The 16,214-nt window shown below is 67.5% G+C and carries 13 protein-coding genes; 6 read left to right on the forward strand and 7 right to left on the reverse strand.

Annotated elements, in window-relative coordinates:
- The first annotated feature begins 48 nt into the window (after positions 1-48).
- The gene (locus tag SMN802W_RS0102375; RefSeq protein ID WP_026325655.1) at positions 49-342 is read left to right on the forward strand and encodes a 4a-hydroxytetrahydrobiopterin dehydratase; all 294 of its coding nucleotides are present in this window, start codon (positions 49-51) and stop codon (positions 340-342) included.
- A 124-nt stretch (positions 343-466) separates the two neighbouring features.
- Positions 467-1,408, forward strand: a complete 942-nt coding sequence (locus tag SMN802W_RS0102380; protein ID WP_156818687.1) for a hypothetical protein — start codon at positions 467-469, stop codon at positions 1,406-1,408.
- Here SMN802W_RS0102380 and SMN802W_RS0102385 read toward each other — a convergent pair.
- A complete protein-coding gene (locus SMN802W_RS0102385; RefSeq protein ID WP_019515286.1) occupies positions 1,405-2,190 on the reverse strand; it encodes an SDR family oxidoreductase in 786 nt (261 codons plus the stop codon). The two genes, SMN802W_RS0102380 and SMN802W_RS0102385, sit on opposite strands and share 4 nt — an antisense overlap.
- A gap of 50 nt (positions 2,191-2,240) precedes the next feature.
- Here SMN802W_RS0102385 and SMN802W_RS0102390 point away from each other — a divergent pair, with 50 nt between their 5' ends.
- Both SMN802W_RS0102390 and SMN802W_RS0102395 read left to right on the forward strand, forming a co-directional pair.
- Positions 2,241-3,017 carry an ATP-binding cassette domain-containing protein gene (locus tag SMN802W_RS0102390; protein ID WP_019515287.1) on the forward strand — a complete coding sequence of 259 codons (777 nt, stop codon included), beginning with the start codon at positions 2,241-2,243 and terminating at the stop codon, positions 3,015-3,017.
- Positions 3,014-4,543 carry an ABC transporter permease/substrate-binding protein gene (locus SMN802W_RS0102395; RefSeq protein ID WP_019515288.1) on the forward strand — a complete coding sequence of 510 codons (1,530 nt, stop codon included), beginning with the start codon at positions 3,014-3,016 and terminating at the stop codon, positions 4,541-4,543. Before SMN802W_RS0102390 ends, SMN802W_RS0102395 begins: the two co-directional genes overlap by 4 nt.
- Here SMN802W_RS0102395 and SMN802W_RS0102400 read toward each other — a convergent pair.
- From SMN802W_RS0102400 to gntA, 5 genes are all read right to left on the reverse strand, one after another.
- Positions 4,540-7,392, reverse strand: a complete 2,853-nt coding sequence (locus tag SMN802W_RS0102400; RefSeq protein ID WP_019515289.1) for a hypothetical protein — start codon at positions 7,390-7,392, stop codon at positions 4,540-4,542. The two genes, SMN802W_RS0102395 and SMN802W_RS0102400, sit on opposite strands and share 4 nt — an antisense overlap.
- Positions 7,393-7,560: 168 nt before the next feature.
- Positions 7,561-9,837, reverse strand: coding sequence for an FdhF/YdeP family oxidoreductase (locus tag SMN802W_RS0102410; protein ID WP_019515291.1), 2,277 nt, complete (start codon positions 9,835-9,837; stop codon positions 7,561-7,563).
- Between the two features lie 12 nt (positions 9,838-9,849).
- Entirely contained in the window at positions 9,850-10,647 is a 798-nt protein-coding gene (gene fdhD / locus SMN802W_RS0102415; RefSeq protein WP_019515292.1) for a formate dehydrogenase accessory sulfurtransferase FdhD, read from the reverse strand.
- 46 nt (positions 10,648-10,693) lie between these two features.
- Positions 10,694-11,317, reverse strand: a complete 624-nt coding sequence (locus SMN802W_RS0102420; RefSeq protein WP_051083454.1) for a DUF1989 domain-containing protein — start codon at positions 11,315-11,317, stop codon at positions 10,694-10,696.
- On the reverse strand, positions 11,281-11,991 hold the full coding sequence (gene gntA, locus SMN802W_RS0102425; RefSeq protein WP_026325657.1) for a guanitoxin biosynthesis heme-dependent pre-guanitoxin N-hydroxylase GntA: 711 nt from the start codon (positions 11,989-11,991) through the stop codon (positions 11,281-11,283). Before gntA ends, SMN802W_RS0102420 begins: the two co-directional genes overlap by 37 nt.
- Positions 11,992-12,195: 204 nt before the next feature.
- On the opposite strand from gntA, the gene lptB reads away from it, so the two are divergent.
- On the forward strand, positions 12,196-12,978 hold the full coding sequence (gene lptB, locus SMN802W_RS0102430) for an LPS export ABC transporter ATP-binding protein (RefSeq protein ID WP_019515295.1): 783 nt from the start codon (positions 12,196-12,198) through the stop codon (positions 12,976-12,978).
- A gap of 40 nt (positions 12,979-13,018) precedes the next feature.
- Positions 13,019-14,488 (forward strand): RNA polymerase factor sigma-54, encoded by a 1,470-nt coding sequence (gene rpoN, locus SMN802W_RS0102435; protein ID WP_019515296.1) that lies wholly within the window; start codon positions 13,019-13,021, stop codon positions 14,486-14,488.
- An 11-nt stretch (positions 14,489-14,499) separates the two neighbouring features.
- Here rpoN and SMN802W_RS0102440 read toward each other — a convergent pair whose 3' ends face one another.
- Positions 14,500-16,104 (reverse strand): S10 family peptidase, encoded by a 1,605-nt coding sequence (locus SMN802W_RS0102440; RefSeq protein ID WP_156818700.1) that lies wholly within the window; start codon positions 16,102-16,104, stop codon positions 14,500-14,502.
- Positions 16,105-16,214: the final 110 nt, after the last annotated feature.

A 16,214-nucleotide genomic window follows, 5' to 3' on the forward strand; every position in this document is an offset into this window, starting at 1 on the left:
CCGCCATAGTCCGCGTAGGCCAAGGGCGGCAAGAACGGGAGCGTGGAGATGATCGAGCAACTGAGCGAGGCTGAGCGTGCCGACGCGCTGGACGCGCTGCCCGAATGGGATTTCGAGGAGGCGCGCGACGCGATCACGCGGACGATCGTGTTCACCGATTTTGCCGAAGCGTTCGGCTTCATGACGCAGGTCGCACTGCTCGCCGAGCGCGCCGACCACCATCCCGAGTGGAAGAACGTCTATAATCGCGTCGAAATCCTCCTGACGACGCACGACGCCGGCGGATTGTCGTCGCGCGATGTCGAGCTGGCGGGTGCGATCGACGACATTTTGGGCGGCTGACTCGCCCGTGCGCGCACAACCGCTGCGCGCTTGACGTAAGCCACCCTCAGACCGACGATCATTAACGAATCGTCAACGCTCGCGCGCCGCACGGGGCATCGCGCGGGACGGCGGGGGGTACAGGATGATCGGCTCCTCTTGGATGCGCGCCGCGTGGCGCACCGCGGCACTCGTCGGCGTCGCTTCGCCGCTGATTTCCGGCGCTTTCGTCGCCGATGCGCGCGAACGAACCACGCCGATCACCGCTACGCGCCCGGTCGCTCTGGTACCCGTCGCGACGCTGCTGAACGAGGTAAAGTGCGACTACCTCGACTTCGCTTATTCCGACTACGCGCGGCAGCAGCGGCTCGCCGTCGGCAAGGTTCGCGGCGAGTTGCGGCTGACCCTGTCCCGGATTGGGACCGCGGCGACGCTGGGCGTGCCGGTCGCCCCCGGTGACCTGCGGCTCGATGAAACGGCGTCCGTGGTCACGCCGAGCGGCAATGGGTTGAGCGTACCGTTCGAGCTCGACCCCAAGCTCGCGCTTAATCCCGGCGCATCCGGGCTCGACTGCGCCGCGCCAAAGCGGCTGTCGCGTACCATTCTGGATTTCACACAGCTGGCGGCGCAATTCACCGAGGCGCGGCGGCTGGAACCTACGCTGAAGCTGCGCTCACCGATCCGCTACCGCGGACAGTTCATGCTGCGTCGCGGCCCCAGTGGCGTCGATGTCGTGCTGCTCTCGCTCGACCCGGCACGCGTGGGCGCGGACGCCGGCTATGTGCAGACGTTCGACCTCGCGATCGAGACGGGCACACCGTCCTGGTTCGCCGACGTCGGACCCGCCACCGCCGAGCCGCGTCCTGTGTCACCCGCTGCCCCGACCAGCGCCCCAGTCGCGCCGCCGTCCCCATCACCGGCGCCGCCGGCACCCTCGTCAGCGCCGCGGATTGAGCTGGAGCGGATCGATCCGCCCGCGCCCGGAACACGACCGCGCGTTCGCGTGCCCACCGCGCCCCACCCCGCCGGGGCGCCGCGCGCGCGCCGCTGCGTCGCCGACGCGGCCGGCGAACTCGCCTGCTACTAACCTCCGAGCGCGCGCGCGGTCATCATCCGCCGCACGCGACCGGGCATCCAGCGCGCGCCGAAGCTCAATCGTCGCGCGGTTTTGCCGATCACCGCGTGAACCTGATCGCCGTGCACCGCATCCCACGCCGCCTGCGCCACTATTTCGACCGGCGTGAACTCCAGCTTCGCCGCGACCACGGCTTCGCGCACGCTGCGGTTGGTGCCGGGCAGGCCCGTGCTCAGCAACGCGGTGTCGACGAAGCCGGGCATCAGGTCGCGCACCTTGACGCCGTCCGCCGCCCATTCGGCGTCGAGCGCCTCGGTCAGCCCACGCACCGCGAACTTCGTCGCCGAATAGGCCGCGAGCCCGGCCGAGCCGTAGATCGCGCTCGCAGAGGCGGTGTTGAGCAGGCACGAACCCGGCGTCGCCTTTAGGTACGGGTAGGCCATTCGCGCACCATAGGCGACGCCGCGAAAGTTGATGTCGATCACGCGGTCGAGCGCCTCGAGCGACAGCTCGCCGAACGGCCCGCCGAGCGCGATCCCGGCATTGTTGAACAGCACGTCGAGCCGTCCGCCGCTCAAGGCAGCGAATTCGTCAAGCACATGCTCCCACTCGCTCGGATCGCGTACATCCATCTGGTGCGTGCTGGTGCGCTCGGCCGGCAGCAGCGCGGCGGTGTCGCGCAAACCGCCGCGATCGACATCGGCGAGGCCGACGCGCCAGCCCTTGCTCGCGAACAGTTGCGCCACCGCGCGCCCTATCCCTGAACCGCCGCCGGTGATCAGGATCGCCTTCATGCCCGGTCCCCTCTTGTGGTGCTCCCATCCTTCCCGCATCACCGTGCGCGATGCCAGACAATTCCGGCCCGGCGATCGCGTTCGAGCGCGTGACCAAGCGCTACGCCGACGGCACCGTCGCGGTCGACGCGGTCTCGCTCGCGATCGAACCGGGCAGCTTCGTCGCGCTGGTGGGTGCATCGGGATCGGGCAAGTCGACGCTGCTCAAGACCGTCAACCGGCTTGTCGTGCCGAGCGACGGCCGCGTGCTGATCGACGGCGCGGACGTCAACGACGGTGCTGCGTGGCAGCTGCGGCGACGGATCGGCTACGTGTTCCAGAACGTCGGACTGTTCCCGCATCTGACGGTGGCGGAGAATGTCGCGCTGCCGCTCAGGCTGGAGCGGCGCGACGATCGCGCGCGCTTCGGCGCGCTGCTCGACACGGTCGAGCTGCCGCGCAATCTCGCCAGCAGGATGCCGGCCGAGCTGTCGGGCGGCCAGCGCCAGCGCGTCGGCGTCGCGCGCGCGCTGGCGACCAATCCGGGGCTTTTGCTGATGGACGAGCCGTTCGGCGCGCTTGATCCGGTCACGCGCGAACAGCTTGGACAAACGATCGTGCAATTGCAGCGTGAGCGCGGGCTGACCGTGCTGATGGTGACGCACGACATGGCCGAGGCGCTGCTCGATGCCGAGCGCGTGCTGGTGATGGAGCGCGGCCGTATTGTCGCCGACACGACGCCCGCCGCACTGATCGCGGGCGAGGGTGGCGACACCGCGCAGGCATTGGTCGCGGTGCCGCGCGCGCAGGCCGAGCGAATCGCCGCTCTGGCGCGGGGCGCAGCATGAGCGACGCCTTCGCACGCGTGCCCGCGCTCGCGGCACAGCATCTGCTGCTCGCGATGTGTGCGCTCGTGCTGGCGCTCGCCCTAGCGCTGCCGCTCGGCTGGTGGTCGGCCAAACGCCCCCGCGTCGCGCGCGTGACGCTGGGTTTCGCGAGCCTGGTGCAAACGATCCCCAGCCTCGCGCTGCTGGCGCTCTTCTATCCCGTTCTGTTGTGGCTGTCGGGCGTGGTCGGCGGCGGCGTGCCCGCGCTCGGCTTTCTGCCGGCACTGCTCGCACTGACGCTCTATGCGCTGCTGCCGATCATCCGCAATCTGGTCACCGGGCTGACCGGGATCGACCCCGCGGTGCTGGAGGCGGCGGACGGCGTCGGCATGACGCCGGCGCAGAAGCTCAGGCTGGTCGAGGCCCCGCTGGTGCTGCCGGTCGCGATGGCGGGCATCCGTACCGCCGCGGTGTGGACGATCGGCGCGGCGACACTGTCGACCACGATCGGGCAGCCGAGTCTGGGCGACTTGATCTTCGCCGGATTGCAGACGCAGGCGTGGACGCTGGTGATCGCAGGCTGCGTGTCCGCCGCCGCGCTCGCGCTCGGCGTTGATGCGCTGCTGGGCTTGGCGGAGCATGGCGCGCGGACGAGGCGCGCGTGGCTGACCTGGGGCGCGGTCGCGCTGCTCGGTGCAGCGACGCTGGTAGCAACTGCGCCGCTCTGGCCGCGGTCGGGCGGCGACCGAACGGTGGTGCTCGGCGCCAAGAACTTCTCCGAGCAATATATCCTCGCGCGGCTGATTGGCGATCGGCTGGCGCGCGCGGGCTACACCGTCCAGTACCGCGACGGGCTCGGCTCCGCGGTGGCGTTCGGTGCGGTCGCGAGCGGCGACGTCGACGCCTACGTCGATTACGCCGGGACGATTTGGGCGGGCGAAATGAAGCGGCGCGACGTGCCGCTCCGTGCCGAGCAGGTCCGCGTAATCGCGGACTGGGCGCGTGCTACGCGTGGCGTCGGTATGGTTGGCGCGCTGGGGTTCGAGAACGCCTACGCCTTCGCGATGCGCGGCGAGGATGCGCGACGACGCGGGATCACCTCGCTTGCCGATCTCGCGCGCCAGTCTCAGCAGCTGAAACTCGGGGCCGATCTTGAGTTCCTCGACCGCGCCGAATGGGCGGCGATCCGGCGCGCCTATCCAATGCGGTTCGCGAGCACGACACCGTACAGCCCGACCTTCATGTATCGCGCGTTGGAGAGCGGGCGCGCCGACGTCATCAGCGCCTTTTCCTCCGACGGGCGAATCGCCGCTGACCGGCTGGTGACGTTGAGTGATCCCAAGCGCGCCATTCCCGGCTACGACGCGATCCTGCTGGTCGCGCCGGGGCGGACGAACGACGCGCGCTTTCTCGCCGCGCTGCGTCCGCTGATTGGCCGCATCCCCGTCTCTGCAATGCGCGAGGCGAATTACATGGTCGACCGCGACACAAACAAGGCGACGCCCGAGATTGCCGCGCGCTGGCTCGCGGCGAAGATTGGACTCTAGAAGAACAGCTTCCTGATCGACAGCCGCACGGTGCGCCCCAGCGGGTCGAGATAGCCCGGCTGGAACCCGATCGGCACCGTGCCGGTCTGGTCGGTGACGCGCTGGCGCTGGTTGAAGGCGTTGTTGAGCGACAGGGTGACACGCGTACCGCGCAGCCACGGATGCGCGCGAATCAGATCGATCCGCTGCCCCAAATCGGCGAACAGCCGCAGGTTGAGCGTCGTCAAGCTACCGAAGTTGAGCGTTTCGGGGCTGGTCGGCGTGCCGCCGTTGACGCGCGTCGCGCTCTGGAAGTTGAGCGAGGCGCGCGCGCCGAGGCCGTTGTTTGAATAACCTGCCTGTCCCTCCAGTTCGTGGCGCGATTGCCCGCCCGAGCCGCCGATCGCGTCGCCGTTCAGCAGATCGAGTACTGGACCGCCGTTCGCGATCGTGACGCGGTCGGTAAAATGCCAGGTGTGATAGAGCGCGAACTGGACCCGCCCGCCCGCCGCGCCGCCACCGCCGCCGAAGCGACCGCCACCGAAGCCGCGCCCGCCACCGCCACCGCGGAAGCCGCCTCCCGCGCCGCGGTCACTGCCGCTGTTCCCACCAGGCCCTACGCTACCCGCACCACGCGGCTGCTCGCCGCCGTTCGCGGCCGCGCGCGCGCCGCTGCCGTCGGGCTGCGCGCCGTTGCCACCATCGCGCCGCCGACCGCCGGGTGGTCGCAACCCCGCGAACGGGTTTGGCCCGGTGCCGGCGCGGTATGCCTCCAACTCTTTCTGTATCTTTGACTTCAGCTTAAACGACACGTTGAAGCCATAGCGGAGCTGCGATTCCTCGCTGCTCGCGAAATTGACCGGCCGCGTGTCGAGCCGGACCAGCGTGCCGTCGACGCGGGTGAAGCGATCACGAAACGCTTGCTCGATTGCGGCGCTGGCGGCGGGGAAGCTGGCGATCGGATCGTCGACCTGCTGCCGGGTGTAGTTGGCGACGAAGTTGATGTCGCGGTCGGCCCAGGGCTGGATCGTCGCGCCCAGCTTGGTCACGTGGCGCTCATCGGCGCGCAGGAATGGGTTGCCGCCCGTCACCGTTGTGACCGTGGCGGTGGTGCCGCGCACATAGTCGAACACACGCACGCCCGCGGTCGGCACCTGCGGGTTGCCCAGCTGCTGCGCGCTGGGCGCCTCGTCCTCGTTCGTCACCGAGTAGATCAGCCGCACGCCGCGGAGCGGCGACCAGTTCGCGCCATAGCCAAGCGTCCACAAGGTGCCGAAGTCCGACAGGTGATCCGCCGCGACGTTGGCGTTGAGCGAGAAATCGCCGATCGCGCTCAGCACGCCGCGCGACCGGCTGGCGATCGGCAGGTCGAGGTTGACCTGCGCATTGCCGATGTCGCGCGAGATGTCGGCGGACTGCGTCTCGCCCAACCGCGTCGAGCGGCTGGTGAAATCGTTGCTCGACGCACCGATGCGGATGCTAGTGTTGGCGTCCCCCGCGGCCAGGCTGAACAACGGTCCGGTGACGAGCGTGTCGATCGCGAGATTGGCCGAGCGCGACCGACCGAGGTTGTCGGGCGTGCGCACCAGATTGAACCCGCCGAACGGATTGGCGGTCGGATCGCCCGCGGTGAGCAGCGTCTGAAACGCGGTCGTGTCGAGCCCGGTCTGGCTGCGCGTGTCGCTGGCGCTGTAATCGGCGTTGGCGTTGACGGTCCAGCGCCAGCGCCCCTCGTCGCCGTTCGCGCTCGCGCCCAAATGCGCATCGGTGCTCTCGATATGCTGGGCAAGGGGGCCGAGCTCGGGAAAGGCGCGCGACACACGCGCGTCGTCGGCAAAGGGCGAGAACGGATTGCCGACGGGGAGCAGGAAATTGCCCGCCACGAGCCCACGGTCGGCGTCGCTGACGTCATGCTCGACCCGCGCGTTGAAGGTTGCGCCGACGCGGTCCGACAGGCTGGTCGCATAGACGCCGTTCGCCTGAAAACTCTTCGTCGCCGGCAACAGCGTGCGAAAGCGTGCCTGATCGCTCGGTTTGGGGGTTGTGAGGAAGTCACCCGCCGCGATCGCGCCGTTAGCGGCGGCGGCGGGAGCGCCGACGATCGTGCCGTCCGCGAGCGTGACGTTACCCGCTGACGACGCGCCGCCGGGCGACTGGATGATGTTCCGCTTCGCCTCGGAAAGCGCGCTCGCCTGATCGTATTGCAGGTGGAGGCTGGTGCGTCCGGTGCGCTGGATACGCAGCCAGTCTGCCCGCGCACCCGGCTGATTGCGCCCGCCGTCGGTCGCGAGCGTGTCGACCGCCTCCCCGGTGTAGGCGCGAAAACGCGGGCGCAGCACGAAGTTCACGACGCGCTGGTCGGCGCGGTAGCCGTATTTGAGCGCGACCTCCTCCGGCAGGATCTCGACGCGCAGGATCGCCTCGGTCGGCAGGTCGCGGATTTCAGAGAAGCCGCCGATCCGGCGTCCGTTGAGCAGCACCACCGGCGCCCCGCCCGACCCACGACCCGATTGCGTCTGCGGACCAAGCTCAGTCAGCAGGTCAGCGACCGAGCTGACGCCGTAGCTGCGGATGTCGGCGGGCGACAGCGTCTGCTCGGGCGGAATGTCGCCGATCACGCTGCCAACCGGCTTGCGCCCGGTGACGACGATATCCTCGCCCTCGCCGTCCTCGCCCTGCGCCTCCGGCGTAGCAGCGGCGGCTTCGCTCGGCGAGCCGGCGGGCGGAGTGGCTTGAGGGGTTGCGGGTACCTGCGCGCTCGGCTCGGAAGTGGGTGCGACACTTTTCGCAACGTCCTGCGCCGGTGTGGGCGGCGTCTGCGCCCAGGCCGGAACCGCCGCGCCACTCGCCAGCAACAGGAACAACCTCACGCCACTCTCCCAGCCCTGTCAGCGGGCCACAATGCGGCTAGCGGGGATTTGTCGCACGATTGTGCCCGCAAGCACGCGTGATCGTCGCGAGGTTGGTCATCGCTATTCGGCCGAGCCTCGCTACAGGCACGGTGACGGCGGCGCGCAGGTGCGCCACCGTCACGATCATCAGCCGGCGACCGCCTCAACCTCGATCCGTACCGGCACCGACTTGGCGGCGGGAACGTGGCTCTCCTCGGCATGGTGCTCAAGCGCGATCAGCGGATTGCATTCAGGGTAATAGGTCGCGATGCAGCCCTTGGGCACGTCGCGCGCGACCACCATCAACCCCTCGACCCGACGCGACACATTATCCTGCGCGTCGCCCACCAGCGTCACCTTCTGCCCTTCGGTCAGGCCGCGCTCGGCGATGTCGGCCGGGCTCATCATTACTACCTGCCGCGTTCCGTTGATGCCGCGGAAGCGATCGGAATAGCCGTATATCGTGGTGTTGAACTGGTCGTTCGACCGCACCGTCAGCATGCGGTAGCGCCCGTCGGCATCGGTGAAGCCTGTCGCGTTGAGCACGTCGGGAACGATGAATTCCGCCTTCTTCGACGGTGTGTCCCACTCGCGCCCCGTCGCCTTGTTGCCTTTCCAGAACCCGCCCGGCTGCTTCAACCGCTCGTTGAAGCGCTCGAAGAAGTTGGGGAATGCCTCGGCAATCTCGTCGCGCACCAATGCATAATCGCCGACCCATTTGTCCCACGGCACGTTGGGATTGGGTGCGAGCGTTTCCTTGGCGATCCCGGCGACGATCGCGGGTTCGGACAGGAGGTGGGGGCTGGCGGGATCGACCTTGCCGAACGACGGGTGGATGACGCTGGTCGAATCCTCCATCGTCACGTGCTGCGCGCCGGTTTCCTGCAGGTCGCGCTCGATCCGACCAAGGCACGGCAGCAGCCAGGTGTCGCCGCTCGCCGGAATCAGGTGGCTGCGGTTCAGCTTGGTCGCGATCTGCACCGACAGGTCGAGCTGGCGCCAGCCCTCCTCCATCAACCGCGTCTCGGGTGTCGCACGGACGAAATTGCCGCCAAGCGACACGAACCCGCGCACGCTGCCGTCTATCACGCCGCGGCACGCCTCGACCGTGTCGAGCCCCTTTTCGCGCGGCGGCTCGAACCCGTACATTTCCTTGAACTTGTCGAGCGGGGCGAGCTCGGGCTTCTCGGTGATGCCGACGGTGCGCTGCCCCTGCACATTTGAATGGCCACGCACCGGCGTCGGCCCCGCGCCGGGTTTTCCGATATTGCCACGCATCAACAGCAGGTTGACGAGCATGCGGACGTTGTCGACGCCCTTTACGTGCTGCGTCAGCCCCATGCCGTAGATCGCGATCGTCGCGTTGGCGCGGCCGTACACCTCCGCTGCCATCGACAGCGCGTCGCGCGTCAGCCCCGATTCGCGCTCGATCTCGTCCCAGCCGGTCGCGCGCGCCTTCTCAGCGAAGGCGTCGAAGTCGTGCGTGTGCTCGGCAATGAAGTCATGGTCGATCCGATCATGCTCGATCAGCCATTTCGCCATGCCCATCATCGCGGCCAGATCGCCGCCCGCGCGCACCTGATGGTATTGCGTCGCGATCCGCGTCTCGCCGCCGGTCGCCATCTCGATCGGGTTCTGCGGATCGGTAAACCGCTCCAGCCCACGCTCACGCAGCGGATTGAACACGATGATCGGCACGCCGCGCTTCCGCGCGGAACGCAGCTGATGAAGCATCCGTGGGCTGTTGGTGGCGACGTTCTGCCCGAAATGTAGGATGCAGTCGGTGGTGTCGAAATCCTCCAGCCGCGTCGTACCCACCGGCACGCCGATCGCGGCCTTCAGCCCGACCGACGTCGATTCGTGGCACATGTTGGACGAATCGGGCAGGTTCTGGTTGCCGTACATCCGCGCCAGCAGCTGGTACATGTACGAGGTTTCCAGGCTCGCACGACCTGAGGCGTAGAAGACGACCGACTTGGGCGCGAGGTTCTTCAGCTTCGCGCCGATCTCCTTGAACGCCATCTCCCACGGCACGACAATGTATTTGTCGCTCGCCGCGTCATATTTCATCGGGTGAGTCAGCCGACCGGCTTCCTCCAGCCGATAGTCGCTCCAGTCGCGCAAGGCGGTCAGCGTGTTGGTGCGGAAGAACTCGGGCGTGACGCGCTGGCTGGTGATTTCCCATGCCGTCGCCTTGGCCCCGTTCTCGCAGAATTCGGCCGGGCTCGGCGGATGCGGTTTCGCCCAGGCACAGCTGACGCACTGAAAGCCGTCATGCTTGTTCATCCGCAGCAATTCGGCCGAAGTCTCGACCGGGTTCTTCTCGCGCGGGACGATGTCGGCGAGCGAGCGCATCGATCCCCAGCCACCCGACGGGCCGGTGTAGGGTGTGAAATCGGGGCGATCTTCGTATTGCTTGGCCATACGCTATCCAACTCATAACGGCTCGGAAAGTACCGCATCCGGTGCCGGCGGGAACAATATCGCATCTGAGCGCGCAAGGCTGACGAGCGTCAAGCCTGCCGCGCTCGCTCGCGCAAGTGCGAGGTCGGTCGCCGCCGACACGGTGACCAGCGTCGGGCATGCCGACAACGCGGCTTTCTCGACCAGTTCGTACGAGCATCGCGACGACAGCAACGCAAAGCCGCCGTCCCAGCCGAGACCTTCGCGCGCCATCGCGCCGATCAGCTTGTCGAAGGCATTATGGCGGCCGACATCCTCGCGTGCGAGACGTACCGCGCCATTGCTGTCGCACAACATCGCGGCGTGCGCGGCCCCTGTAGCGGCGTTAAGCGGCTGATGCGCGCGCATGTCGCCTAGCGCGAGAAAGATCGCGGTGAAATCGATCGTGGCGGACGGCACGCGCGGCAAGGCGCGGTGCACCGCCTCCAGATTGTCCATCCCGCACAATCCGCACGAACTGTCGCTGGCGCGCGTCCGCACACGCGCGGCAAGCGCCGCGGCACGCTCAGGCGGCACCGCCAGTCGGGCGATCCAGCCGAGCGGTGCCTCGAACAGGTCCAACGCAGCGATCTCCGCCGCGTCCGCGACGATCCGCTCTGACAGCGCGAAGCCGGTGACGAAATCGTCGAGATCGGCCGGGGTCGCCATCATCACCGCGTAACCGAGGCCATTCACCTCGATCGCGACCGGATGCTCGGGCACGATGGCGCGCGTGATCGAGGCCGAGGTACCGTCCGGCTCTATGCGGGTGAAACGCTGGCGCTCGATCATGATAACGCCTTAGTATCCAAGCGTGGCTCGCAGCCAATGCGTACAGTCAATCGACCCGGTATTCGATCGGTTTGAAACTGCCGCCGTTCGACGCGCCGGCAGAACATGCGGTGAGCCCGATGATCAGGTCCATCTGCGCGCGGAAGACGATCCGGTCCCCTGCCTTGCTGATCGGCGGCAGCACCTGCAACCGTCCGGTGTTGCCATCAACCGGCACGTTCATGAAGCAGTTGAACGCGATCGGGATCATGTCCTCGGTCACGCCATATGGCTCAAGTGCGGCGGCGAGGTTACCGAAACAGCCGCGATGCGGCGGCTCGTCGGGGTAGAAATGGTGAAACGTGTCAAAGGAGCACGGCGTCAGCAGGAAGTCGTGCACGCCGACATCGTCCGCGACGATCTCCAGCATCGGCGTGGAGCGGTTGGAGTAGAGGAAGTGTCCCGTCGTCAACCGGATCGTCTCGGCGTAATCGAGCGTGCGCCCCGACGAGATCACTTCACGCACGTCGTCGCGATTGTAAGCGAGCAGGTCCGCGACCTGTACGCCGCGCGGATCGATGACGGTCAGCGTCTGCCCGGCGTCAAGCGTGAAGGCTGTGCCCGACCGCGGCGGGATCTCGACCGCAGCCACGCTCACTGCTCCACGCCGCCCGTATAATGGAACGGGCATCGCCACGCGTCGTCGACGACGCGCCCGCTATACTGACGCGCCTCGCTCGACGCGCCATGACGCGCGAGCATCGGGTTGCGCGATCCCGCCACCGCCTCGTCGCGCACCATGATCTTCTCGCGCATCGTCTCATACCGACCCTGCGCACGCAGCGTCTCGAACTGGTCGTGCAGGTTGAACACCATCGTCGGTCGCGCGAACCGCCGCGCCGGCCGCGACGCGTGCGGGTGCAGCCCCACGACGAAGAACGCCTCGCCGCCGAAGCTCAAGGAGAAATGCGGGTCGTCGGGGTCGGCACTAACGCGCGCGTCGTAATCCTGTCCGCGCCACACGTCCTTGTCCGACAGCGACTGAATGCGCTTCCACAACGCCTGTTCGAACGCCGGCTCGCCAAGGTCGTCTGGTCCTTCGAACACCACCGCGAAGCTGCGGAACAGGCCGGGATCATCGCGGTACGCCTCGGCGAAGCGCATCAGCCCGTCGTGGATGCGCAGATCGTCCCACGAACTATCGATGCGATTGCACGCCAGCACGTGCAGCGTACCCTTCGCCAATGCCGCCTTCGCGCCCACGCACGGAAACGCACGATCATCGACGTGCGCGTGCATCATGGCTTCGAGTTCAGCCTGGGCGGAGTGGCGCCACGGGAACATCGGTGTCTCAGGCGTAGGCATGGACGGGCCATACGGGCGACTCACCGGCACGGTTCCGCACGATCGCGCTAACATCGATCAACTAATGGTGCTTGAAAGAGGAGGTTGATGGTTGCGTCTTATCCCCGGCGCTCACGCTTTGCGCACCGATCGGTTTGGCGTAAAGCGTGCCTGACGGGGCCGCTTCAGTGGCACCGACTGGTTTTCACGAGAGTGCCCGCACGCATGGCAACAACCGTCGATCAAACGCTGGACGACGTCGAGGCGATCCACGAGGCGCCCGTCAGTCATGGCTTGCAGGTCGTCTCGATCGCGAAGTCATACGACAAGCGCACCGTGCTGACCGACGTGTCGGTGTCGGTCGGGCGCGGCGAGGTGATCGGGCTGCTGGGTCCCAACGGCGCGGGCAAGACGACGTGCTTCTACTCGGTGATGGGACTGGTGAAGCCCGATGCCGGCCGCATCATGCTCGATGGCGATGATATCACCGGCCTTCCGATGTACCGCCGCGCGATCCTGGGCCTCGGCTACCTGCCGCAGGAAACGTCGATCTTCCGCGGTTTGTCGGTCGAGAAGAACATCATGACCGTGCTCGAACTGTCCGAACCTGACGCCGCGGCGCGTTCGGCGAAGCTCGAGAAGCTGCTCGACGAATTCGGGCTGACGCGGTTGCGCGACGCGCCGGCGATGGCGCTGTCGGGCGGCGAGCGGCGTCGCGCGGAGATCGCTCGCGCGCTGGCGGCCGATCCGTCGATCATGCTGCTCGACGAACCGTTCGCCGGCATCGATCCGATCTCGATCGCCGACATCCGTGATCTGGTGAAGGACCTGAAAAGCCGTGACATCGGCGTGCTGATCACCGACCACAATGTGCGCGAGACGCTCGACATCGTCGACCGCGCCTACATCATCTACGACGGTCGCGTGCTGTTCACCGGCAGCCCGGAAGAACTGGTTGCCGACGCCAACGTCCGCCGGCTCTATCTCGGCGAGGGTTTCACGCTGTAGCGATGACGGCGCGCCTGCACGACATCGGCGAGCCGCAGCCATGAGCCTCGCGCCACGTCTTGACCTGCGCCAGTCGCAATCGCTGGTGATGACGCCGCAGTTGCAGCAGGCGATCAAGCTGCTGGCGCTCTCCAACCTCGAGATCGAAGGCGTGATCGCGGAGGAGGTCGAGAAGAACCCCCTGCTCGAGACTGCGCCCGCCGCCGACGACGCGCCGGTGATCGCGCCCGACGTGGCCCAGCCGGCGCGCGACGAGCCCGCGGGCGCCGACGAGTTGGTGATGACGGGTGAGGCTGCGGGCGAGGCCCTCGACGTCGACATCGCGGCCGAGCGCTTCGACGACGCGCCGTCAGACGGCGGTACGTCGTTGGGCCCGGCGGGGGGCAGCGTGTCGGGGGGCGAGATGCCCGATCTCGACGCCTTCGCCGATACGCGTGCGGAGAGTTTGGCCGACCATCTGCTCGCGCAGGCGGGCACCGCCTTCTCCGCCGCCGACCTATTCGTCGCGCAGCACCTGATCGACCATATCGACGAGGCGGGATACCTTCAGGTCCGGCTGCTGGAGGTGGCACAGCGGCTCGGCGTGGCGCTGGCGCAGGTCGAGGCGGTGCTCGCCACGATCCAGACCTTCGATCCCACCGGCGTCGGCGCGCGCGACCTCGCCGAATGCCTCGCGATTCAGGCACGCGAGGTCGACCGCTACGATCCGTGCATGGCGCGGCTGCTCGACAACCTCGACCTGCTCGCACGCGGCGACCTGTCACGCCTCAAGCGGCTGTGCCACGTTGATGACGAGGACATGGCCGACATGATCCGCGAGTTGCGCGGCTATGATCCCAAACCCGGCTGCCGCTTCGGTGGCGAGGTCGCGCCCGCGGTCATCCCCGACGTCTATGTGACACGCGGGGCGAAGGGCTGGAACGTCGAGATCAACGGTGCGACGCTGCCGCGCGTGCTGGTCAACCGCCGCTATCACGCGCAGCTCGCGACGGGGGCGGACAAGGCGTCGAAAGCGTGGCTGGGCGATCAACTCGCCAGCGCGAACTGGCTGGTCAAGGCGCTCGACCAGCGCCAGCGCACGATCATCCGCGTCGCGACCGAGATCGTGCGGCAGCAGGAGGCGTTCTTCGTCCACGGCGTCTCGCAGCTGCGCCCGCTGACGCTCGCACGGATCGCGGAGGCGATCGACCTGCACGAATCGACCGTCAGCCGCGTGACCTCGAACAAGTATCTGTCGTGTGCGCGCGGGCTGTTCGAGCTGAAATACTTCTTCACCTCGGCGATCCAGTCGGCCGATGGCGGCGACGCGGTGTCGGCCGAGGCGGTGAAGAGCGCGATCCGCGCGCTGATAGCGGGCGAGGGCGCGAAGATTCTGTCCGACGACACGTTGGTCGACCTGCTCAATGCCAAGGGCTTCGACATCGCGCGCCGCACGGTCGCGAAATACCGCGAGGCGATGGGGATCGGCAGCTCGGTCCAGCGCCGCCGCGCGCGCGCGCTGGCGGGCTGAACCGTTTCGCTTCAGTTCGGCGGCGTCGTCTGCGCGGCGGACATGCTGGCGGGCTGCGCGGGCGTGCCGCTCCGCGCATCGCTGACCGCCTGATCGTACCACGCCGACAGGTCGCGCTTCATCGCGCGCAGCGCCTCGGGATTGAGGTAGGTCATGTGCCCGGCGGGGTAATAGGTAAAGCGCAGATTCCGCTGCTGCGCGGGCTCGAGCATCATGTGGCCGAGGTCGTTCTCGGTGCCGAAGAACGGCGTCGCCATGTCGTACCAGCCGTTCATCGACAAGACGTGTAGGTACGGATTGGCGCGCATCGCCGCGGCGAGGTCGACCGCAGTATTAGGATTGTTCTGCATCGCGCCGTAGCCGCCGCCGGGCGCGCGATGCTTCCAGTTCCAGTCCCAGCCCGCCGCATCGCGCGCCGACAGGCGGTACGGCATGTCGGTCTTGTAGCCGAGCGTGTGCGTCACATAGTCGTTGAACGTCGCGATGAACGCGCCCGAGATCGCGTCGGACGAGGCGTCGGTCTCCGGCCGCTCACCCGCTGCATCCGCGTCGAGCCCGGTGTAGCGCGAATCGAATCGCCCGATCGTCTGGCGGGTGCCGCGCAGCAGCTCCTTCTGGAACCGCGGCAGGTCGACGCGCAGGTTCGAGCGGATGATGAACTCAGGGGATAGCCCGGTCAGCTCGCTCATTCGCCGCGCCACCGCGTCGCGTTCCTGACCTGAGATGTTCTGCCCCTTGGCAAGCGCGGACATGTACGGTCCGACTGCGAAGTCGCGCGCTTGCTGGACGATCGTCGCAACGTCCGCCGGACGATTGGCGATGCGGTTGTGGTACCATGCGGTCGCGGCGTAGCTCGGCAGGTAGTTGAGATATACCTGATCGAGCCCCGGCTGGCGGTAACCGTAGTTCATGATGGAGGAGAGCAGCACCACGCCGTTCAGCGCCATGCCGCGATCCTGCAGCTGGTACGCGAGCGCCCCCGAACGCAGCGTGCCGTAGCTTTCGCCGAAGATGAACTTCGGGCTGTTCCAGCGGCCGTATTTTGTCGAGTAGCGGATGATCGCCTTGGCGAACGCGTCGGCATCCTCGTCGGTGCCGTAGAAGGCGCTGGGCTTCACGTCGCCGAGCGGCCGCGAATAGCCTGCGCCGATCGCGTCGAGGAACACCATGTCGGTCTTGTCGAGCAGCGTGTCGGGGTTGGGGCCGAAATCGTAAGGCGCGGGGCGGATCGTCTCGGGATTGCCCGTCTTCAGCCGCACGGGCGCGAACGATCCCATGTGGAGCCAGAAGGTCGGGCTGCCCGGCCCGCCGTTGTAGAAATAGGTGATCGGGCGCTTGGTGCCGGGCTTCACGCCGTCGAGCGTGTAGGCGGTGTAGAACATCGACGCAGTCGGCTTCCCTTCGCTATCGCGCAGCGTCAGCGTGCCCGCGGTGGCGGTATAGCCCAGCCGCCTGCCCGCGACGGAAACGTTGCCGTGCGACACTTCGGCGCGCTCGGCCACCGGCGCGGCGGCGTAATCGGCCTCGACCAGATCGCGCTGGATCTCCGCGTTGGTGCGGCCCGCCTTCTCCTTGGGCGCCGCCTTGTCGGCACCACCTCCGCGATCCTGCGCCATGCCGGCGGCGCTGACGGTCAACAACAGCAATGAAGCCAATCGGAACACGCGCGAACCCCCTGTAATCATCGTCTTTCGTTCAGCCTAAGCCAGCCCGCCTCCCCCGTTCA

The organism is Sphingomonas sp. Mn802worker, from assembly GCF_000382485.1.
Lineage (GTDB): Bacteria > Pseudomonadota > Alphaproteobacteria > Sphingomonadales > Sphingomonadaceae > Sphingomonas.